We start from the raw sequence: 24,471 nt of genomic DNA, 5'->3' as shown, positions 1-24,471 counted from the left end.
GGAAAAACGACAATATTTTCACTGATCAGGGTTCTCAGAATAGATCAGACCTTATCTCCAGAAATAAGCAGAGTAATGATTTTTAGCCCGTTGGCTGGCATATTCCGGCCCATGCTCTCGCAAGACATTATTGAGCTTTTCTTTATTAACTGAAAGTGGCTGAACCGGTAGAAGATAAAACTCCAGTTTGTAGCTGAAGGATGGATTGATCACAAAGTAGTGGTTTTTATAGCCAAACAGCAACTCAACCACTTGAACAGCGTATTTGGGATGTAACAATACATAATGATGTAAGAACTCCCAGCGAATGTCCTCAGCGATCTCATCATTCAAGAACATCTCCCTCAGACTATCTACTGTTTTTTTCCCCTGAAATACTAACGAATTACACGAACCTAACTGCTGGGCCCAGCGAACAAACTGTTGCAGTCGGTTGCTTAATAACTGGCAGCATTCGCTAGAAATCCTGAACCCACCGCAGTAAAACATTGAGAAAAGGCAATGTTGAAAGGCAAATCTGTCAGCTGCTGTTGCAACATCGCGATTAAGGCGTTGTGCAAGCAAGTTGAAGTCCCACTGATCTCCTTCAAAAATACGTAAGTCCTCTAAATGTCTATCCAGATTATACATGGAATCTAACGCAATCATCAGTTTTTCAAAGGCATGCTGCATGGTTTGATGCAATTTCATTCGCGGGCATTCGACGACAATTTCACCCGCTATGGCATTGCAAGTTACCTTCATACCACCAGCATTTTTATTCAGTTCGATCGCTTTCAGCAACTGCACCAGAAACCACATACGCTTTAACTTGGCGCTGACATCGACACCATCATTGCCATCAAATTGGTCAGAAAACTTAAGCCGCAAGGTTCGTCCTTTTCCCCCCTCTGCGTTTTCCAGTAGCTCGATAAGGCACAGATGAACGCCAAGCTTCAGGTTAACAATCGTGGCACTGTCCATACTGAAGACAGTCCCCGTAGACCCGGAATTTTCAATGGATGATCTGTCGGACGGCCTCAGTAGCGATACTTTGTCACTCGGGGTCGTGCAGTCAACATAGGTGATTTTCTTTACTCTCGATACCCTGCCCTGAACCGAATCCAGAGCAATCGGAGCCAGCGCGTTTACGAAACGCTGATGCAAGGCAAAAATCAGTTCATGAATACTTCTGACCTGCTCAGCCTCTTTAAGATGCAGTGATTGCAGAACGGATTGTAGTTGCTGACAGTCTGCAACCCACTGACGGAAGGATCCCTGCCTTTTTTCAGCAGCTTTCAGGGGCAGCATAATAGCCTCCAGGCCTGACAGGACGCTCTCTTTGAGTGTCTTGAACCGTTTGATTAATTGTTGTGCTTCATCCTGCAAAGGTCTGACACTGCTTCTCCCCAACTGCAAGAATGCATGGTAGCCATCCAGAAATGCTTCAGCCCCCTGAACCAGTTGATTTACCCTGACTCTGATCTCTGCCAGCAACTCTGCCCGTTGCGGCGACATGCTCAGTTTTATGGGATTTGCCAGACAATCCAGTCCGCCACCGGAGGCAAAAAATGCCAACAAACGGGCATTTTGATCCGTGAGCCACTGAAAACCGCTGGCGATATTAAGGAATGTGCCTTCAGGGGGGGACAAATCACTCCGTGACGGGACGGCTCCGGTGAGCGGCACATCAGAAAATGCAGAGGACAGACTTCTGTGACTGGCAAGTTTACCGCTAAGGTCACCGGCAACAATAAAGGCGCCAGGCTTTCCTTTGAAGCGGGCAAAGGCGAGCGTCGCCTGTTGGCCAACCTGAGCGGCCACGACCGCAAACTGTCCACCGGCCAGCATCAAGGTTTTTCCTTCCTGTTTCATAACAATCGCGACATGATCGTTGAAGCCTCCTTCGGCAAAGACAAACCCCCCTGCCCGCTTCAGGAACTCTGGCTCAAGCATCCAGTCTGCAGCGTGTTGGGCCACAACAATGGCACCCTCTGGCATAGAGTCCGCCGCTTGTTCTTCAGCCTGCCAGATTGTTCCGGTGCAATGGCCTTCGCTGACGCCCTGACCAACGGTCAGGGTCTTTTTGGGTATCGGCATCGCAAAATCCATGCCGCCAGAAAGCCGGGTAACAGGGCGCACCTGCAACAGGAACAAGTTACCCTGATGATCGATGGCAAACTCCACATCCACGGGGCAAAGCAACAGGTTCTCCAACTCCGTCACCGCCTGACTGAGTTTTACCACCAAATGATCACTGAGTTTATGAACACTGTCGTCTGATTGGTCGTCCGCATCATAAATTTCTGTTTCCAAATAGCCGTTATTGTTTTTGTGCAGGGCGAAGTGACTTGAAACCTTGCCGGAAAAGTATTGAAAGTGTTCAGCGCCTTCCTTGTGATAAATATCGATACGGTGGGGCGTATTACCGGACTGACCTGCCACTACGCCTCTGGGCTGACCCTTTGTGTACTCAATCCTGACGGTATCATTCTGAAAGGATTGAAAGCTCATGATGACTCCACCATATCGACAGTCAATACACTGTTGGATGATCAGCGCCATGGGTTGCGGTATGCCTTCGGGACAGACTTCAGGACGGTAACCTGAGGCCATGACCTTGAGACAGGTTCTGAAAACATCGCCTTCTGCCTGAATGACAGAGAGGTATTTGCCCGCCTGGGCATCGCCGTAGTTATCTTCATTGATGCCAGAACTGCGAACAATAACGGGCTGTGATGCAGAGAGTCGGTCCACCTGACGGTGAAGTTCCCTGATTTTTCGGGCCGCTTCAGAATCTTTAACCCGTTCGTAAAAGTCATCACTGGCAATAAATGTTGCCATACCTGACAGCCAGTCATCCCTTTTGGTTTGCTCTGAAGGCGGCAGGGTATTGAGGTATTCCCGGAGGTTCTTCAGGCTGGTCTTAGCCAGCGGTTCAGCAACAAACCCGGGCAAATAGTGATCTAACCGATGAGTATCGAGAGGGTGTTGTTCCAGCGCATTCATGATTTGAGCAGTCACACATTCGAAGGGCGGAACAGACAGACCGGCTGCTTTCATGCGCCACAAAAACATCCCCTTGCCCCCGAGCAGTTCCCGTTTGCAGGAAGAATGGTAAGCAGCCTGATCTGAAACAGCTGAATGACAGCTGCGCTTGACCAACAACCTTGGGTCGGGTGTACCACTGATATCAAGATTATCGAAATACCTTTTAGCTGGATGACCTGCCTCATTGGATCGAGTGCCAGCTCCGGTATTCTGAATTGAATTGGTTGTCAGGCTTTCAGGACATGATGCTCTGAAAGTAACATGATTCATTAGACATCCCTCTCATAATGTTCACCTGTGACTCAATAGCTGATGAGTCATTAATTAATTTCATTGGACATTGATATTTTTATAAAGTTCATGAAGTTTTCACGAAATTCGGGATTGCTTTGTTTCGCTGGCAAAGAATAAGGGAGAAATACTATCGGCAATTGCCATTTGCCAATTGAATAATCTCTTTATCGCTTCGGAGCCCTTCACCGGCATAACACAAAACTCCGGGAGATTCTGCGACAGCGGCAATAACGATATCTCTATCATTCCTCAGCACCTCATTCAAATATCTCAGTTCCATGGGATATTTTGAAATGACGGGTAATACAAAGTCTTTATCATTCCAGACTGCTTGGCTGGCATATTCCAATCCATGTTTGAGCAGGGCATTCCTGACCTTTTCTTTATGATCCCCAAGCGGTTGGCCTGGTGCTGCATAAAACTCCAATTCGTGACTGAACGATGGCTTGATAACAAAGTATTGATTTCCCAGGTCATACACTTGCTCAACCAATCTGGTAGCACTTTTAGGTTCGAATAATAAAAAATGATGTAATAGCTCCCTGCGGATGTCCTCACTCATCTCTTCAGTCATAAAGATGTCCTGCAGACTCTCTTCCGGTTCTCTATTAAAAAACAATGACCACTGATACGCACCTAACCGCCGGGCATGATGGGTAAGCTGTTGGTGGTGGTTGCTCAATAAACTGCAGAAAGCGGCAGTAGTGTAGCGACCACCCCTGAGCCAATAAAACATTACGAAAAGGCAATGTTGAAAAGCGAATCTATCTGCGTTTGTCACAACATCACGATCAAGACGTTGCGCAAGCATGTTAAAGTCCCACTGACCGCCTTCAAAAATGGGAGAGCACTTCAACCGAATATCCATATTATACATAGCACGTAACACAATGATCAGTTTTTGAAAGGCATTCCGCATGGTTTTTGGTAATTTCATTCGGGAGCATTCGACAATAATCTCACCCGCAACTGCGTTGCAACTTAGCTTCATGCTGTCAGCATTTTGATCCAGTTTGATCTCTTTCAGTAATTGCGCCAGAAACCACATACGTCTGAACTTGCCGGATTTATCACGGTCATCAGGCCTGTCAAATTGATCAGAAAATGTCAGCCGCAAGGTTCGACCTTTCCCCCCCTCTGCACACTCAAGCAGCTCGATAAGGCCCACATGACTTCCAAGTTCCAGGTTAACAATCGAGGCTTCATTCATAATGATGACAGTCCCTATAAGCCTTAACTCTTCCATAAGTGCTCTGAGGACCGGACTCAATATCGGTGTTTTTTCACCCGGGATCGTGCAATCAACGTAGTTGATTGCCCTTTTCCTTGTCAGATTGCCCTGACCCGAGGCCGAAGTGACCGGTGCCAGCCCTTTTATGAAGCGCTGATGCAGGGCAAAAATAAGCTCATGGACACTCCGGACCTGCTCAGCCTCACCGGGGATGAGTGCCTTAAGACAGGATTGCAACTGATGGCAGTCTGTCACCCATTGACTAAAAATTACCGGGGATAGCTGTCTTTTTTCAGTAGTCTGCATTGGCAGGATGAAACGCTTTAACCCTGATCCGATGATCCGTTTCAGTGTTTCGAACCGGTTGCTCAGTTGCGGTAATTCTTCCTGCAGTGATTTGAGTTGAGGTGAATCGCTGTTACCCGCCAGCGACAAGAATGCCCTGTAGCCATCGAGCAGTTTTTCAGCCCCGTAAACCAACCGATTAACGGTGTCTCTGATCTCTTCCATAATCTTGAGTCGTTGCGGCGACATGCTCAGTTTTATCGGGTTTGCCAGACAATCCAAACCGCTGCCGGAGGCAAAAAATGACAGCAGGCGGGCATTTTGATCCGTGAGCCACTGAAAACCGCTGGCAACCTTAAGGAAAGTGCCTTCAGGGGGGGACAAATCATCCCGTGACGGGACGGCTTTGTGTAACTGCACATCAGCAAAAGCAGAGGCCAGGCTTCTATAACTGGCCAGTTTTGCGGTAAGGTCACCGGAAACAATAAAGGCACCCGGCTTACCCTTAAAGCGGGCGCAGGCCAGCGTCGCCTGTTGGCCTTCCCCGGCGGCTATGGCTGCAAACTTTTCACCGGCCAGCATTAACGTTTTTCCTCTCTCTTTCATGAGGATCGCTGCATGATCATTGAATCCTCCTTCAGCCATGAAAAAACCTCCCGCCCGCTCCAGAAACTCAGGCTTCAGCATCCACTCTTCAGCATGGTGGGCCACGACAATGGCTCCCTGTGGCATAGAGTCGGCCTGTTGTTGTTTGGCCAGCCAGAGGGGACCGGTGCAAAAGCCTTCGCTGACACCCTCGCCAATGGCCAGAGTCTCTTCGGGTACAGGCATGGCAAAATCCATACCACCAGAAAGTCGGGTAACAGGACGCACCTGTAACAGGAAAAGTTGACCCTGATGATCGATGGCAAACTCCAAATCCACGGGGCAGAGCAACAGGTCTTCCAGCGTTGTCACCGCTTCCATGAGCTCTGAAACCGTTTCATCACTGAGTTTCTGTCCGCCGTCGTCTGATTGAGCACCAGCATTATCAATTGCTACTTCCGAATAGCCGTTATTCTTCTTTTGCAGGACAAAATGACTTGAGATCGTGCCGACAAAGTATTGATAGCTGTCAGCTTCTTCTTTACGATCCTTGCGATAAATATCAATGCGGTGGGGCCTGTTACCGGACTGCCCTGCTACCACACCTCTGGGTTGACCTGGTGTGTACTCAACCCTGACGGTATCATCCTGAAAGGATTGAAAGCTCATGACGACGCCACCATATCGACAGTCAATACACTGTTGGATAATCAGCGCCATGGGTTGCGGTATGCCTTCGGGACAGACTTCAGGACGATAACCTGAGGCCATGACCTTGAGACAGGTACTCAAAACATCGCCTTCTGCCTGAACGACAGAGAGGTATTTACCCGCGTGGGCATCGCCGTAGTTATCTTCGTTGATGCCGGAACTGCGGACAATCACGGGCTGTGATGCAGAGAGTCGGTCCACCTGACGGTGCAGCTCCCTGATTTTTCGGGCCGCTTCAGAATCTTTAACCTGTTCGTAAAAGTCATCACTGGCAATAAATTCTGCCATACCTGACAGCCAGTCATCCCTCTTGGTTTGCTCTGAAGGCGGTAAGGTATTGAGGTATTCCCGGATGTTCTTCAGGCTGATCTCCGTCAGCGGTTCATCAACAAACCCGGGGAAATAGTGGTCTAAAACATGGGTATCGAGAGGGTGTTGTTCCAGTGCATTCATGATTTGAACAGTAACACATTCGAAGGGCGGAACAGACAGACCGGCTGCTTTCATGCGCCACAAAAACATCCCCTTGCCCCCGAGTAGTTCTCGTTTACAGGGAGAATGCTCAGCAGCCTGATCTGAAACCGCTGAATGACAGTTGCGCCTGACCAGCAAGCTTGAGTCGGGCGTACCACGGGTATCAAGATTATCGAAATACCTTCTGGCTGGATGACCAGCCTCATTGGATCGAGTACCTGCTCCGGTATTCTGATCAGGATTGGTTGTCAGGCTTTCAGGACATGATGCTCTGAAAGTAACATGATTCATTAGACATCCCTCTCATAATGTTCACCTGTGACCCAATAGCTGATGAGTCAATTAATTACTGTCCTTGGACATTGATATTTTTATAAAGTTCAACCGTCGGCCAAAAGCACGCATTAGAAAAAAAGCCAATAAGCTGGCAAAACGGCTTGTGCCGGTCAACGATGTCAGAATTGATCAGACCTTATTCGCAGATTACTCGACGTATTCACGAACTTCGGGGTTTCTTTGTATTGCTGCCTCAATAAAATCCTCACCATCTTCAAATTCGAAAGCAACAAAATTGAAAACATCAGAATCCTGTTCAATCAAGTCCAGCATATAGTCACGATCCTTCAATAGCGTTTTATTGGCATATCTCAAGATATTAAAATTGATAGCCACTAAGGTTTTAATTATGTTTTTATCGCTTCGGATTCTTTCACTGGCATATCTGAGGGCTGCCGGATAATTTTTGATAGCGGCCATTACAACTTCTTCATTATCCTGTGGTTTCGGGCTGGCGTATCGCAGTTGATAGCCTTCTTGGGTGACTGCAGCCAGAACGACCTCGTTATCACTCTTCAGTTCTTCACTCAAATGTATCAGATTATAGGGGTTTGATGAAATGGCTGCTAATGCAAGGTCTTTATCATTTCGAATCCGTTGGCTGGCATATTTCAATCCTCCCCTGAGCAAGACACTCCTGATCTTTTCTTCGAGATCCCCAAGCGACTGCGCCGGTGGAAAATAAAACTCCAGGCTGTAAAGATAGGACGGCTTGATCACGTAGTATTGATCTTTCAAATCAGGATACACAAGATCAACCCATCCCATAGCCTTACCGGGATGTAACAATAAAAAATGATGCAGCAGCTCCTTGCCGATGTCCTCAGCGTTTTTATCACTCATCAATACTTCCCGAAGATTGTCCTTCGAATTAATGAGCCGTCGACTATGATCAATAAAGTCTTGTTGATGACTGTTTAATAACTGGTAGCAACCGGGATTAATGCCATTTCTGTGACTATCAACCATTAAGAAAAGGCAATGTTGAAAAACGAATCTATTGGCTTCTGCCGAAAAATCGCTATCAAGGCGTTGTGCAAGCAAGTTAAAGCTCCACAGATCTTCTTCAAAAATGCTTCTTAGCTCTAAAAACTCATCCAGATCATAAATGACATCTAACGCCGTTATCAGCTTTAAAAAGGCATCCTGCATGATTTCAGGTGATGTCAATCGGGAGCATTCGACGATCATTTCTCCCGCTGCAGCGTTGCAACTCAGCTTCATGCTATCAGCATATTTATCCAGTTCGATCGCTTTCAATAACTGCGCCAGAAACCACATACGTTTCAACTTGCCGGGTGCATCACTGCCATTAGTGGCATAAAATTCCTCAGAAAATGTCAGCCGCAAGGTCCGCCCTTTTCCCCCCTCTGCGTTTTCAAGTAGCTCGATAAGGCTCTTGGTATCTTCTAAATCCAAATTAACAGTCAGGGTATTATCCATACGGATGACAGTCCCTTTAAGAAGCCTTAACTCTCTCAGACCTGCCCTGCAGGACGAACTCAATACCGGTGCTTTTTCACCCGAGCCATCCGTTGTCGTACAGTCAACATAGATCACGCCCTCGTCCATGGCCAGCATGCCCTGAGCCGAGACCGGAGTATCTGGTGCCCGGGACTTTACCAGGCACTCGTACAACGCAAGCATCAGGCCATTGACACTCAGGACCTCTCCAGTCTTCATGGGATAGAGTGCCTGAATACAGGATAGGATGACTTCTCTGTCATTCTTCAGTTCTTCACTCACGTATTCGAGATTGTATGGATGTACGGCAATGGCCGCTAATACCAGATCTTTATCATTTCGAACCCGTTGGCTGGCATATTTCAGTCCCCGCTTGCGCAAGACATTTTTAATCTTTTCCGTTTGATCCCCAGGCGACTGAACCGCTGGAACCTCAAAATTCTGGCTGTAACTGAGGGATGGATCGATAACAAAGTATTGATCTCTCAGGCTATATACATCCTCGTACAATGGAGTAGCCTTATTGGGCTCTAACAATAAAAGATGCTGTAAGAGTTCCCTGCGGTTGTCCTCAGCGATCCTGTCACTCATTAACACTTCCCGAAGATTGTCCTTTGATTGAGCTAACCGTCGACTATGATGAATAAACTTTTTTTGGTGTTGGCTCAATAACCGTTTTAATAACCGGAAGCAATCCTGAGTAATCCAATCCCCAATGCCATAAACCATTAAGAACAGGCAATGTTGAAAAGCAAATCTGTCGGCTTCAGCCGCAACATCGCTATCAAGGCGTTGTACTAACAAGTTAAAGCTCCACTGATCTCCTTCAAAGATGGCTGTCGACTTTAAGTCTATATCCAGATTCTTAATGACACGTAACGCCGTTATCAACTTTACAAAGGCATCCTGCATGATTTCACGTGATTCCATTCGCGGGCATTCAACAATCATTTCACCTGCTATGGCATTGCAACTTAGCTTCATGCTACCAGCGTGTTTATCCAGTTCGATCACTTTCAGCAAATGCGCCAGGAACCACATACGTTTCAATTTGCCGGGGGCATCACTGCCATCAGCCCTGACAAATTGGTCAGAAAATTTTAGTCTCAAGGTACGTCCTTTCCCCCCCTCTGCGTGTTCAAGCATCTCGATGATGCCCATGTGATGTCCTAACTCAAGGTTAACAATCAAAGCATCATCCATACTGACAACCGTCGCTGAACGCTTTGATTTTTTGAGGGATGCTTTGCAGGGGTAGCTCAATAGCTGTCCCATTTCATCGTCGCCACCCGGAGTCCTGCAATCAACATAGGTGATGTCCTTTTTCCTGGATATCCGGCCCTGACCCGAAGCCAGAGCGACCGGCGCCATTGCCTCTACAAAGCGCTGATGCAGGGTAAAAATCAGTTCATGGACACTTCGGACCTGCTCAGCCTCGCCGGGGTTGAGTTCTTGAAGACAGGATTGTAGCTGATGGCAGGCGGCCAGCCACTGGCGAAAAGTTCCGGCAGGTACCAGGCCTTCTTCAACGGATTGCAGGGGCAGGATGATACCCTCTAGCCTTGACCAGATAATCTGTTTCAGCGTCCCGAACCGGTCGATCAATTGCTGTGATTCTTCCCAGATTGACTTGAGCTGAGATGAATCACCGTCATCCGCCAGCCGCAGGATGGCCCTGTAACCCTCCAGCAAGGCTTCCGCCCCACAAATCAGGCGATTTATGCTGTCCCTGGTCTCTGACAATAGCTTTGATCGCTGCGGCGAAATACTCAGTTTGATTGGGTTTGCCAGACAATCCAGTCCGCCGCCGGTGGCAAAAAATGCCAACAGCCGGGCATTTTGATCCGTTAGCCATTTAAAACCGCTGGCCACCTGAGAGAATGTGCCTTCAGGGGGAGACAAATCATCCCGTGAGGGGATGGCTTTTGCTATCGGCACATCAGAAGCAGCAGAAGGCAGGCTTCTGTAACTGGCCAGTTTACCGGTCATGTCACCGCTCACGATGAAAGCACCGGGCTCACCGTTAAAGCAGGCACAGGCCAGTGTCGCATGCTGCCCATTATGATTGACTACTGACGCATACTTTTTACCGGCAAGCATTAAAGCTATTTTTTTCTGTTTCATGAGGATCGCTACATGGTCATTGAATCCTCCTTCGGCAAAGACAAAACCCCCTGCTCGCTTCAGGAACTCAGGCTCAAGCATCCAGTCTTCAGCGTGCGGGGCCACGACAATAGCTCCGAACGGCATAGCGTCTGCCTCTGGTTTTTTGGCCAGCCAGATGGGGCCGGTGCAATAACCTTCGCTGACGCTCTCGCCAGTGGCCAGGGTCTCTTCGGGTATGGGCATGGCAAAAACCATGTCGCCGGAGAGTCGGGTAACAGGGCGTACCTGCAAAAGGAATAGCTGTCCCTGATGATCGATAGCAAACTCCACATCCACAGGGCAGAGCAACAGGTTTTCCAGCTCTGTTACCGCCTCCCTGAGTTTTGAAACCCTGTCATCAGTGAGTGAATGCCCAGTGACCTTTGATTGCGGATTGGCATCATCAATTATTGTTTCCGAATAGCCGTTATCATCCTTGTTCCTGTGCAGGATAAAGTGACTGGAGATGGTCCCGGGAAAGTATTGGTAGCTGTCAGTTTCTTCTTTAACACCCCCGCGATAAATATCAATGCGGTGAGGCCTGTTACCGGACCGCCCTGCCACCACGCCTCTGGGCTGACCCTGTGTATACTCAAGCCTGACGGTATTATCCAGATAAGATTGAAAGCTCATGGCGACACCACCATATTCGCAGTCAATGCACTGTTGGATGATCAGCGCCATAGGTTGTGGTATAGCTTCGGCGCAAACTTCAGGTTGGTAAGCTGAAGCCATGACCTTAAGGCAGGTTCGCAAAATATCCTCTTCTCCCTGAACTAAAGAGAGGTATTTGCCCGCCTGGGCATCGCCGTAATTATCTTCATTGACGCCAGAACTGCGGACAATTACGGGCTGCGATCTGGTGAGTCTGTCCAGCTCGGTGCGCAGATCCCTGATATTTTGGGCTGCTTCAGAATCTTTAACCTGTTGGTAATAATCATCACTGGCTACAAATTGTGCCAGACCCGCCAGCCAGTCATTCCTTTTGGTTTGCTCTGAGGGCGGCATGGCACTAAGGTATTCCCGGATGTTCTTCAGGCTGATCCCGGCATCCAGTTCAAGGTCAATCCCGGGGAGATAGCGGCCTGAAAGATGGCTATCCAGAGGGTGTTTGTCCAGAGGGTGTTTGTCCAGAGGGTATTGTGCAAGCGCATTCATGACCCGGACTGTCACACATCGGAACGGTGGAACAGACAGACCGGCGCTCATCATGCGCTGCAAAAACATTCCCTTGCCCCCAAATTCTTCCCGTTTGGCGGATGAACGGTCAGCAGCCTGATCTGAGACAGCTGAAAGGCAGGTGCGCTTGGCTAGCGGCGTCCGGTCCGGAACGTCACCGGAATGAAGATCACTGAAATGCCTTTTGTGTGAATGCTTAGCCTCATTATCCTGATCAGGAACAGTTGTCAGGCCACTGGGACCTGGTATGTCTGTAGCAGGAGGTAACATCAAAATATCCCTCTCAGGTTCTTATTCATCCATGACTTAATCGCTATGGCATAAAACGTTTGGTACTTTTGACAATGATATTTTTACGAAGTTCACCACTCAGGCTGAAGAGCACAGCAGGAAAGCGGCAATAAGGTGTGGCAAGACGATTTGAACCAGTCAACGTTTTCAGAGCCAATCAGACCTTATCCGAAAGTTTCCTGATGTATTTAATAACTTTGGGGTTTCTGTGTCTTGCTGCCTCAATAAAATCCTTATCCTGTTTAAGCTCAAAAGCAACATATTTGAAAGCTCGATGATTTTTTGCAATTAAGTCCAGCATAAAATCGCGATCACTCAATACACTTTCACTGGCATATTCTGAGTATTGAATATCATTAGCCATTGCGATTTTAATAATATTTTGATTGCTTCGCATTTTTTCACTGACATACCTCAGAGCCTCTGGATATTGTTCGACAGCCGCCATTACCACCCTGACATTATTCTTAAGTTCTGGACTGGCATATTGCAGCTGATTGCCATCTCGAGTGACTGATGCCATGACGACATCAGTATCATCCCTCAGTTCTTCATTCACGTATTTCAGTTGTTCGGGATGTTTTGCAATGGCGGCTAATACAAGTTCTTTATCATTCAGAACCCGTTGGCTGGCATACATCAACCCATGCATGAGCAGGGCATTCCTGACCTTTTCTTTATGATCCCCGGACGGCTGTCCCGGTGGAGCATAAAACTCCAATCTGTAACTGCAGGATGGCTTGATCACAAAGTATTGATTTTCCAGGCCATACAGACGTTCAACCAATCGAGTGGCGTAACTGAAGTCGACCAATAAAAAATGATGCAGGAGTTCCCAGCGAGTGTCCTCAGCGATCTCATCACTCATTAACATTTCCCGCAGAATGTCCTCCGATTTTCGTCGCCAAAAAATTGCCCGCGTGCACTCACCTAACCGCTGTGCATGTTCAGTAAAACGTTGAAACTGATTGCTCAATAACCCCCGGCAAGCCGGAGTGATGCACCAACCTTGTTTGTAAAACATTAAGAAAAGGCAATGTTGAAAGGCGAATCTATCGGCTTCTGTCGCAACATCTCGATTAAGCCGTTCTACAAGCAAGCTAAAGTCCCACTGGCCTCCTTCAAAAATAACCCTTTTCCGAAACTTTTGATCCAGTTCAGCCATTGAACCTAACACAATGATCAGTTTTTCAAAGGCATGCTGCATGGTTTCACGTGATGCTATTCCCGTGCATTCAACAGTGATTTCACCTGCTACAGCATTGCCATTCACATGCATGCTATCGGCATCTTTGTTCAGCCCGATTGCTTTCAGTAACTGCACCAGAAACCATACACGAATAAACCTGCCGGTTTTTCCAACACCATCAGATATATTGAATTGGTCAGAAAATTTCAGCCGCAGAGTTCGTCCTTTACCTCCCTCTGCATTCTCAAGCAGCTCGATAAGAGCCAGGTGACATCCTAACTCGAGGTTAACAATCAAGGCTTCATCCATACTGATGACAGTCCCTGAAAGCCTCAACCTTTCCATGGATGCTTTGCCTGACAGTCCCAATAGCGATAACTCTCCGCCCGGAGTGGTAAAATCAAAATAGGTGATGTGCTCTTTTCTAGATATCTTGCCCTGAACAGAAGCCAGAGTGACGGGGGCCAGAGCCTCTACGAAACGTCGATGCAAGGCAAAAATAAGCTCATGGACACTCCGGACCTGTTCAGCCTGCTCAGGGTCCAGTGCCTGAAGACAGGATTGCAGCTGATGGCAATCTGCCACCCACTGACTCAGGATTCTCGGGGATACATCCCCTTCTTCAGCGGCCTGGATTGGCAGGATAATATTATCTAACCCTGATCCTATGGTCTGTTGCAGCGTCTTGAACCGTTTCCTCAGTTGCGGTAATTCATCCCGCAATGACATGGTCAGGTATGGTCGACTTTTTAGAGCCAGCCCCAGAAATGCCTTGTATCCAGCTAACAGTTCTTCAGATCCATGAATCAGCCGTTTCACGCTATCTCTGGTCTGTGCCAATAGTTTTAAGCGATCTGGCGACATGCTCAGTTTTACCGGGTTTGCCAGGCAATCCAGTCCACCACCGGAGGCAAAAAATGCCAAAAGCCTGGCATTTTGATCCGTTAGCCATTTGAATCCACTGCCGACATGACAGAACTTGCCCTCAGGAATTGATAAATCCTCCCAGGACGGAATTGCGTTCGCCAGGGGCTGATCAGAAAAAACACTGGCCAGGCTTCTGTGACTGACCAGCTTTTCTGTCATGTCACCGGCAACAATAAAGGCTCCGGGCTTGCCTTTAAAGCGACCGCAGGCCAGTGTCGTCTGTTGGCCATTGTCAGTGGCAAATACCGGACACTGATCATTAGCCCGCATCAGGCTTATTTTTTGCTGTTTCATGAGGATCGCTACATGATCATTGAATCCTGCTTTGGCAAAGACAAACCCCCTCACTTGCTTCAGGAACTCTGGCTCAAGCATCCAGTCTTCAGCGTGGTCGGCGACGACAATGGCGCCTTGTGGCATAGCGTCTTTTGCTCTTTTTTCAGCCCGCCAGAGGGGACCGGTGCAATAGCCTTCACTGATGCTGTCGCCAATGGCCAGGGTCTCTTCGGGTATGGGCATGGCAAAAACCATGTCGCCAGCGAGCCGGGTAACAGGGCGTACCTGCAGCAGGAACAGGCGCCCCTGATGATCAACGGCAAACTCCACATCCACAGGGCAAAGCAACAGGTTTTCCAGCTTTATCACCGCCTCCATGAGTTCTGAAACCGTTGCATCCGTGAGTTGCAGTCCACCGTCGTATGATTGAGCATCAACATTATCAGTTATTGTTTCCGAATAGCCGTTATTGTTCTTGTGCAAGACAAAGTGACTTGAGATTGTCCCGGGAAAGTATTGATAGCTGACAGCATCTTCTTTGCGATCCTTGCGATAAATGTCGATGCGGTGGGGCGTGTTACCGGTCTGCCCTGCCACCACGCCTCTGGGTTGACCCGATGTAAACTCTGCCCTGAGGGTATTATTCTGAAAAGATTGAAAGCTCATGGCGACTCCGCCGTATCGACAGTCAATGCACTGTTGGATGATCAGGGCCATAGGTTGCGGTATACCTTCGGAGCAGACTTCAGGCCGGTAAGCTGAAGCCATGACCTTAAGACAGGTTCGCAAAATATCCTCTTCTCCCTGAACTAAAGAGAGGTATTTGCCCGCCTGAGCGTCGCCGTAATTATCTTCATTGATGCCGGAACTGCGAACAATCATGGGCTGTGATGCAGAGAGTCCGCCCACCTGACTGTGCAGCCCCCTGATTTTTCCGGCCGCTTCAGAATCTTTAACCTGTTGATAATAGTCTTCGCTGGCAATAAATTCTGCCAGACCCGCCAGCCAGTTATTCCTTTTGGTCTGCTGTGAAGGTGGCAAGGCATTGAGGCATGCCCTGATGTTCGTCAGGCTGATCTCTTTCTCTGCTTCAAGTTCATATTCAATCATTGGCAGATAGCGGGCTAAAAGCCCGGTATCCAGAGAGTGTTGCTCAAGCGCGTTCATGATCCGGGCTGTCACACATTGAAATGGCGGAACAGACAAACCGGCTTTTTTCATGCGCCACAAAAACATTCCCTTACCCCCCAGTTCTTCGCGGTTGAGGGGAGTCGGATCTGAAACAGAAAAACAACAGTGACGTTTGGCTAAAGGCGTTTTGCTGATCGAAACGCCACTGGAATCAGAATCACAGAGATGCTTTTTGGGTGAACTATCAGTTCCTCTGGATGGACTACCAACCCGGTTATTCTGACTTGAATAAGCTGTCAGAAGTCCATCATTCGATTTATCAGAATTGACATTTAACATTAAGATATCCCTTTCGTGAATAACTGGCACACCAATAAAGTTCAACCTTCAGTCTGAAACAGGCACCAGTAAAAATGACAATAAGCCGTTAAGGTCAAGGTTGTCAGAATAGATCAGACCTGATTCACAAAATTATTGATCGTACCTAAAAGCAAAGTATTCATTTCGCAGCCGTTGACTGGCATATAGAAGCCCATTCCTCTGAAAGGCTTTCTCGACTTTCTCTTTATGCTCACTGAACAGCTGATCAGTTGAAACGACAAAATTCAACTGGTAATCTTCTGATGGTTTGATAATAAAACTTTTACCCTTCAAATGGGGATACACATCCTCAAACAACGGAGTCACCAATCCGGGATCTACTAATAAAGAATGATGCAAAAGTTCCCTGCGATTGGCCTCACCAATATCATCACTCAGCAGCACTTTTTCATAAGCATTCTCCAAATTAACTAACCGCCGGGAATGATCAATAAATTGCATCTGCTGGTGGTTTAATAACCGGTAGCAACTGGGAAGAATGTCATATTGCTGACTAAGAGCCATTAAGAAAAGACAATGTTGAAAGGCGAATCTATCTGCTTCTGTCACAACATCACTATCAAGGCGTTGTGCAAGCAGGTTAAAGTTCCACTCAACCTCTTCAAAAATGCTTTTATCCTCTAAAAAAAGATCCAGATTCTGAACAGCAAGTAAAGCTGTTATCAGTTTTTCGAAAGCCTTCTGCATGGTTTCAGGTGATGTCATTCGGGGGCATTCGACGATAATCTGCCCTGCAACGGCGTTGCAGCTTAGCTTCATGCTATCAGCATTTTCGTCCAGTTCGATGGCTTTCAGTAACTGCACCAGAAACCACATACGTTTCAGCTTACCCGGTTCTTCACTACCATCCGATGGATGAAATGTGTCAGAAAATTTCAGCCGCAAGGTTCGTCCTTTCCCCCCCTCGGCCTTTTCAAGCAGCTCAATTAAGCCCCAGTGTTCGCCAAACTTCATGTTAACAATCAAGGCTCCCTCCATAGTGACGACCGTCGCATGACGCACTAATCTCTTGAGAGATGTTTTGCAGGACGTACTGATTAGCGGGACTGTTTCACCCGGGGTCGAGCACTCAACATAAGTGACGTTCTTATCCATAGATATCTTGCCCTGACCCGAGGTCAGTGTGACCGGTGCCAGCGCCTCTACAAAGCGCTTATGCAGAGCAAAAATCAGCTCATGGACACTTCGAACCTGCTCAGCTTCTCTGGGGTTGAGTGCTTGCAGACAAGATTGCAGCTGATGGCAGGCAAACACCCACTGCCGAAACACTAACGGGGAAACCAGTCTTTCTTTAGCGGCTTGCATTGGCAGAATGACACTGTCTAACTTTGATTCCACGGTCTCTTCCAGCTCCACAAACCGTTCCCTCAGGAGTGGAAATTCATCCTGCAATAACTTGACATGGGGTGAATCTTTTTTTCCGGCCAGCTGCAAGAATGTCTGGTAGCCCTTCAACAGGGCTTCAGCCCCATAAATCAGCCTGTTAACCCTGTCTCTGGTCTCTGCCAGTAGCTCTGAACGTTGTGCCGACATGCTCAGTTTTATCGGGTTTGCCAGACAATCCAGTTCGCTGCCGGAGTTAAAGAATGACAGGAGCCGGGCGTTTTGGTCGGTGAGCCATTGAAAGGCACTGGTGACCCTGGAGAATGTGCCTGGAGGGGGGGACAAATCATCCCGTGACGGGAGAGTTTTTGCTAAGGGCATATCCGCAAAATCAGAGGACAGACTGCTGTGACACGCCAGTTTTTCGGTACAGTCACCGGCGACAATAAAGGCGCCGGGCTTACCCCTGAAACGGGCACAGGCCAGCGTCGCCTGTTGGCCAACAAGAGTATCCATTGCCGCAAACTGACCAGCAACCAGCATCAAAGTTTTTCGTTTCTGTTTCATGAGAATGGCTACATGGTCATTGAATCCTCCTTCGAGAAGGACAAAACCCCCCGCCCGATCCAGGAACCCGGGCTCAAGCATCCAGTCTTCAGCGTGGTGGGCCACGACAATGGCTCTCTCTGGCATAGAGCCTGCCTGTCGTTTTTTGGCCAGCCAGATGGGTCCGGTACAGTAGCCTTCGCTGACGCTTTCGCCAATGGCCAGGGTCTGTTCGGGTATGGGCATGTTAAAATCCATGCCGCCAGAGAGTCGGGTAACAGGGCGCACCTGTAACAGGATCGGACGACCCAGACGATCGATGGCAAACTCCACATCCACCGGGCAGCACAACAGGTTTTCCAGTCTTGTTACATAGTCACTGAGTTTTGAAACCATGTCATCAGTGAGTGCATGTCTAGCGTCGTCGGATTGGGCATCGGCATCAAAAACCTCAGTTTCCGAATAACCGTTATCATTTTTTTTCAGGATAAAGTAACTGGAGATCGTCCCTGGAAAGTATCGGAAACTGTTAACTTCTTCTACGCGATCCTCACGATAAATATCAATACGGTGGGGCCTGTTACCGGACTGCCCTGACACGACACCTTTGGGCTGACCATATGTGTACTCAAGCCTGACGGTATTCTCCTGAAAGGATTGGTAACTCATGGCAACCCCGCCATATCGACAATCAATGCACTGTTGGATGATCAGTGCCATAGGTTGGGGTACGCCTTCGGAGCAGACTTCAGGCCGGTAAGCTGAAGCCATGACCTCAAGGCAGGTTCGCAATACATCCTCTTCTCCCTGAAGTTTCGAGAGGTATTTGCCCGCCTGGGCATCGCCATAGTTATCTTCATTAATGCCAGAACTGCGGACGATAAACGGCTGTGATGGGCAGAGTTTTTCCAGCTGACAGCGCAGGTCTCTGATTTCCCGGGCTGCTTCAGAATCTTTAACCTGTTGGTAACAGTCATCACTGGCAATAAATGTTGCCAGACCCGCCAGCCAGTCTTTCCTTTTGGCTTGCTCAGAAGGTGGCAAAGTAGTGACGTATTTCCTGATCTTCGACAGGCTGGTCTCTGCCTCCGGTTGATCAGGAATCCAGGGGAGATAGCGGGCCAGGCAGCGGCGATCCAGAGGCTCATGTTCAAGTGCATTCATGACCTGGATTGTCACACATTCAAAGGGTGGAACAGGAAGGTCGGCTTCCTTCATGCGCTGCAAAAACATTCCCTTACCCCCAAGCTGTTGGCGGCTGGGGGGAGAATAGTCATCAGCCTGATCTGAAACAGGTGAACGGCAAAGACGATCGGCTAACGATGTCTGGACGGGAACGCCAGTGAGATCAGGATCACTGAAATAGCTTTTGTGTGGACTCTCAGCCCCGTCGAACAGACCCTCAGCCCCGTCGAACAGACCCTCAGCCCCGGGAATCTGATTTGAATTGGTTGCCGGAGTCGGAGAATCTGCCCTTTGATAGCAAGTGGGTAACATCAAAATATCCCTCTCATGTTAATATTCATCCATGTGACTCAATGACTGGAAAGTCAATAAACCTTTGACAATAGTTTTTTTATAAAGTTCACCCCTCAGGCTGAACCACGCAATAGGGGGAACAACAATGAGCTGTCAACACAGTTGGCACTGTTTAGCGTTGTCAGAATAAATGAAACCTTGTTCAGAGATTACTCGAGGTGTTGACTCACTTCGGGGTTTCTTTTTTTTGCTGCCTCAATAAAAGCCGCATTTTGTTTAAGCTCGGAGGCAACATAAATAAAAGCAGCAGAATCCTTTTGAATCAGGTCCAGCATATAATCACGATCCTTCAATACCGTATTATTGACATACATCAGGCAATTAATATTGACGGCTATTAAGGTTTTAATAATGTTTTTATCGCTCCGAATTCTTTCACTGGCATATTGCAAAGCGCCTAAAGAATTTGTAACAGCGGCTACGACAACCTTCTCATCATCCTGAACTGTCGGGCTGGCATATTGCAGATGACAACCATCCTTAGTGATCGCAAGCATGACGACCTCTGCAACATTCTTCAACTCTTCACTGACATATTTCAGGCTATCCGGATGTATCGCAACAGTTGCCAATACAAGGTCTTTATCATTGCGAATCCGTTGGCTGGCATGTATCAGTCCATCCCTGAGCAAGAAATGCCTGAGCTTTTCTTTATTATCCCCAAGCGACTGAACCGGTGAGAAATCAAACTTCAGGCTGTAACTGCAGGATGGCTTGATCACAAAGTAATGATCTTTCAAATGGGGATACACAAGCTCGACCCATCGATTAGCCCTACCGGGATCTAACAATAAAAAATGATGCAGAAGTTCCCTGCAGATGTCCTCAGGAAGCTCATCACTGATTAACACTTCCCGAAGGTTGTCCTTTGATTTAACCAACCGATAACCATGATCAATAAACTGTTGTTGATGATTGTTTAATAACTGACAGCAATCGGGATCAATGCCATATTGGTAATTATCAATCATCAAGAAGAAGCAATGTTGAAAGGCGAATCTATTGGCTTCTGCCGCAACATCGCTATCAAGGCGTTGCGCAAGCGAGTTAAAGCACCACCGCCCCTCGTCGAAAATACTTATCGAGCCCAGGAGTATATCCAAAGAAATAACTGCTCTTAATGCCGTTATCAGTTTTACAAAGGCATCCTGCATGGCTTGAGGTGATGTTATTTGCGAGCATTCGACCATCACTTCCGCCGCTGCAGCGTTGCAAACAGACCTGATACTATCAGCATTTTCGCCCAGTTCAATAGCTTTCAGTAACTGCACCAGAAACCACATACGTTTTAACTTGCCAGGTGCATCACTGCAATCAATACAGGAAAATTTATCAGAAAACTTCAGCCGCAAGGTACTTCCTTTTCCCTCATCTGCATTTTCAATCAGCTCGATTAAGCCCACAAGACCGAATAACTCAAAGTTAACAATCAGGTTATCATCCATACTGATAACAGTTCCTCTAAGAGGTCTTGATTCTCTGAGGGATGCTCTGCAGGACGGACTCAATACCGATGCCTTTTCAGCCGTGCCTCCCTGAATCCTGCAATCAACATAGATGAAGTTCTCGTCTCTGGATAGCATGCCCAAAGCCGAGGCCGTGGTAACCAATGTCCGGGCCTCTGTTAAGACCCAATGCAAGTCAAAAATCAGGTCATTGACACGGCGGACCTCCTCAGTCTTCAAAAGATTGAGAGTTTTAAAACAGCACAAGACGACTTGTTTATCATGCTTCAGTGCTTTACTCACATATTTCAGGTTGTATGGATTTACGACAATGGTTGCTAATACAAGGTCTTTATCATTTCGAACCCGTTGGCTGGCATATTTCAGTCCATGCTTCAAAAAGAAACTTTTGACCTTTTCTCTATCTTCCGCAAGTGACTGAGCAGGTGGAGCATTAATCCCCATCCTGTAGCTGCAGGATGACGTTTCAATAACATAGTATTGATCTCTCAAATCAGGATAAACATCCTCAACCAATGGAATAGCCTTTTGGGCATCTATCAATAACAGGTGATGTAAAAGCTCCCTGCGGGTGTCCTCACTGATCTCATCACTCATTAACACTTCCCGAAAATGCTCCTTCGGCTTTTTCCAGCACTCTTCTAACCGTTGAACATAATCAATAAATTGTTGGTGTTGTTTACTTAATAACTGGCAACAATCGGGACTCATCCTGGAATAGTCATAAATCGTTGAGAAAAGACAATGTTGAAAGGCAAATCTATCGGCTTCTGTCGCTATATCTCTATCAAGACGTTGCGCAAGCAAGTCAAAATTCCACTGATCCCCTTCAAAAAGGGTGCAGTCCTTTAAATAAATATCTATATCCTGAATAGCATGCAAAGCTGTCATCAGTTTTACAAAGGCATCCTGCAGGGTTTGACGTAATGTCATTCGGGCGCATTCGACAATCATTTCTCCCGCTACGGCATTGCAACTGAGCTTCATATTACCAGCTTGTCCATCCAGATTGATCGCTCTCAGTAACTGCACCAGAAACCACATACGTTTCAACTTGCCGGGGCCATCACTGCCATCAGCTCTGGCAAACCGGTCAGAAAATTTCAGCCGCAGGGTACGTCCTTTGCCCCCCTCTGCGTTTTCAAGTAGTTCGATAAGGCCCACATGTTGTCCTAATTCAAGGTTAACAATCAAAGCATCATCCATAATGATGACAGTTCCTCGACACTCTGATCTTATCAGGGATACCTTGCAGGACCGATTAAATAGCGGTGCCTTTTCAAACGGGCCTCCTGGAGTCCTGCAATCTACATAAGTGACCGGCCACCCCCCGCTTATCCTGCCCTGACCCGAGGCCAGAGTGACCGGTGCCAGTGCCTTGACGAAGCGCTTATGCAAGGCAAAAATCAGTTCGTGGACACTTCTGACCTGCTCAGGCGTATTGGGGTTGAGTGCCTTAAGAGAGGATTGCAGCTGATGACAAGCTGCCAGCCACTGTCGAAAAACCCCCATGGATTTCTGACCTTCTCCACCGGCTTGCAGGGGAAGGATGAACGTTTCTGACACTGACTGGATGTTCCCTTTCAATGTCTCGAACCGATTGCTCAGTTGCGGTAATTCCTTCAGCCATGGCTGGACCTTGGAAGGATCCCTGTTAGCGGCCAGCTGCAGGAGTGACTTGTACCCATCCAGCAATGCTTCAGCCCCATAAATCAGCCGGTTTACACTGTCCCTGGTCCCTGCCAGCAATTTTGACCGTTGTGGCGACATGCTCAGTTTTATCGGGTTTGCCAGACAATCCAGTCCGCCGCCGGAGGCAAAAAATGCCAACAGGCGGGCGTTTTGATCTGTGAGCCACTGAAAACCACTGGTAACCTGATCGAATGTGCCTTCAGCGGGGGACAAATCCTCCCGTGACGGAACAGCGTTGGCTAACGGCACATCAGACACAGCAGAACAGAGACTTCTGTGACTGAGCAGTTTTCCAGTAAGGTCACCAGCAACAATAAAGGCACCGGGCTTACCCTTAAAACAGCCGCAGGCCAGGGTCGCCTGTTGGCCGTCCTGAGCGACCACTGCCGTAAGCTGACCACCAGCCAGCAGCAACGTTTTTCCAGCCTGTTTCATAAGGATCGCTACATGATCATTGAATCCTCCTTCGGCAATGACAAATCCCCCTGCCTGCTTCAGGAACTCAGGCTCAAGCATCCAGTCTTCAGCGTGTCGGGCCACGACAATGGAACCCGCTGGCATAGAGTCTGCCTTTTGTTCCCTGGCCAGCCAGATGGGTCCGGTACAGAAGCCCTCGCTGACGCTCTCGCCAGAGGCAATGGTCTCTTCCGGTATGGGCATGGCGAAATCCATGCCGCCAGAGAGTCGGGTAACAGGACGCACCTGCAACAGGAACAGACGACCCTGGTGATCAATGGCAAACTCCGCATCCACAGGGCAGAGCAACAGGTCTTCCAGCTTTGCCACCACCTCCCTGAGTAATGAAACCATCTTATCGCTGAGTTGCCGTTCACCGTCGTCTGATTGAACGCCAACATTATCAATTCTTGTTTCCGAATAGCCGTTATTGTTCTTGTGCAGGATGAAGTGACTTGAGATCGTCCCGGGAAAGTATTGAACGTCTTCAGCGCCTTCCTTGCGATAAATATCGATACGGTGGGGCGTATTACCGAACTGTCCTGCTACTGCGCCCCTGGGCTGACCGGGTGTGAACTCAATCCTGACGGTATCATCCTGAAAGGATTGAAAGCTCATAATGACCCCGCCGTATTTGCAATCAATACACTGTTGGATAACCAGCGCCATGGGTTGCGGTACACCTTCGGAGCAGACTTCAGGCCGGTAAGCTGAAGCCATGACCTCAAGGCAGGTTCGCAATACATCCTCTTCTCCCTGAAGTTTCGAGAGGTATTTGCCCGCCTGGGCATTGCCGTAGTCATCTTCATTAACGCCAGAACTGCGGACAATAATCGGTTGTGACAGGGAGAGTTTGTCCAGCTGACGACGCAGGTCTCTGATTTGTTGGGCCGCTTCAGACTCTTTAACCTGTTGGTAATAGTCATCACTGGCAATAAATGTTGCCAGACCCGCCAGCCAGTCTTTCCTTTTGGCTTGCTCAGAAGGTGGCAAAGTAGCGACGTATTTCCTGATTTTCGACAGGCTGGTCTCTGCCTCCGGTTGATCAGGAATCCAGGGGAGATAGCAGGCCAGGCAGTGCCGATCCAGAGGCTGATGTTCCAGTGCATTCATCACCTGGGTTGTCACACATTTAAAAGGTGGAACACGCAGACCGGCTTCCTTCATGCGCTGCAAAAACATTCCCTTACCCCCAAGCTGATGGCGGCTGGGGGGAGAATAGTCATCAGCCTGATCTGAAACAGGTGAAGAGCAAAGACGATTGGCTAATGATGTCTGGACGGGAACGCTAGTGGGATCAGGATCACTGAAATACCTTTTGTGTTTACTCTCAGCCCCGTCGGATAGACCCTCAGCCCCGGGAATCTGATTTGAATTGGTTGCCGGAGTCGGAGAATCTGCCCTTTGAGAATAAGCGGGTAACATCAAAATATCCCTCTCATGTTAATATTCATCCATCTGACTCAATGACTGGAAGGTCAATAAACCTCAGACAATAGTTTTTTTATAAAGTTCACCAC

At 48.1% G+C, this 24,471-nt stretch carries 6 protein-coding genes; all 6 read right to left on the bottom strand.

Annotated elements, in window-relative coordinates:
• Positions 1-51: 51 nt before the first annotated feature.
• The 6 genes from ACOJUN_RS19080 to ACOJUN_RS19055 all read right to left on the bottom strand — a co-directional run bounded on the left by ACOJUN_RS19080 (position 52) and on the right by ACOJUN_RS19055 (position 24,376).
• Positions 52-3,300, bottom strand: a complete 3,249-nt coding sequence (locus ACOJUN_RS19080; RefSeq protein ID WP_422133478.1) for a PEP/pyruvate-binding domain-containing protein — start codon at positions 3,298-3,300, stop codon at positions 52-54.
• Between the two features lie 151 nt (positions 3,301-3,451).
• Positions 3,452-6,901 carry a PEP/pyruvate-binding domain-containing protein gene (locus ACOJUN_RS19075; RefSeq protein ID WP_422133477.1) on the bottom strand — a complete coding sequence of 1,150 codons (3,450 nt, stop codon included), beginning with the start codon at positions 6,899-6,901 and terminating at the stop codon, positions 3,452-3,454.
• A 192-nt stretch (positions 6,902-7,093) separates the two neighbouring features.
• On the bottom strand, positions 7,094-12,004 hold the full coding sequence (locus ACOJUN_RS19070) for a DUF4116 domain-containing protein (protein ID WP_422133476.1): 4,911 nt from the start codon (positions 12,002-12,004) through the stop codon (positions 7,094-7,096).
• A 178-nt stretch (positions 12,005-12,182) separates the two neighbouring features.
• Positions 12,183-15,887, bottom strand: coding sequence for a DUF4116 domain-containing protein (locus ACOJUN_RS19065; protein WP_422133475.1), 3,705 nt, complete (start codon positions 15,885-15,887; stop codon positions 12,183-12,185).
• 132 nt (positions 15,888-16,019) lie between these two features.
• On the bottom strand, positions 16,020-19,295 hold the full coding sequence (locus ACOJUN_RS19060) for a PEP/pyruvate-binding domain-containing protein (protein ID WP_422133474.1): 3,276 nt from the start codon (positions 19,293-19,295) through the stop codon (positions 16,020-16,022).
• 191 nt (positions 19,296-19,486) lie between these two features.
• Complete coding sequence (locus tag ACOJUN_RS19055) at positions 19,487-24,376, bottom strand: DUF4116 domain-containing protein (RefSeq protein ID WP_422133473.1); 4,890 nt, start codon at positions 24,374-24,376, stop codon at positions 19,487-19,489.
• Positions 24,377-24,471: the final 95 nt, after the last annotated feature.

Source organism: Endozoicomonas sp. ALD040, assembly GCF_049275945.1.
Lineage (GTDB): Bacteria > Pseudomonadota > Gammaproteobacteria > Pseudomonadales > Endozoicomonadaceae > Endozoicomonas_A.
This window is presented reverse-complemented; position numbering and strand designations above follow the sequence as displayed.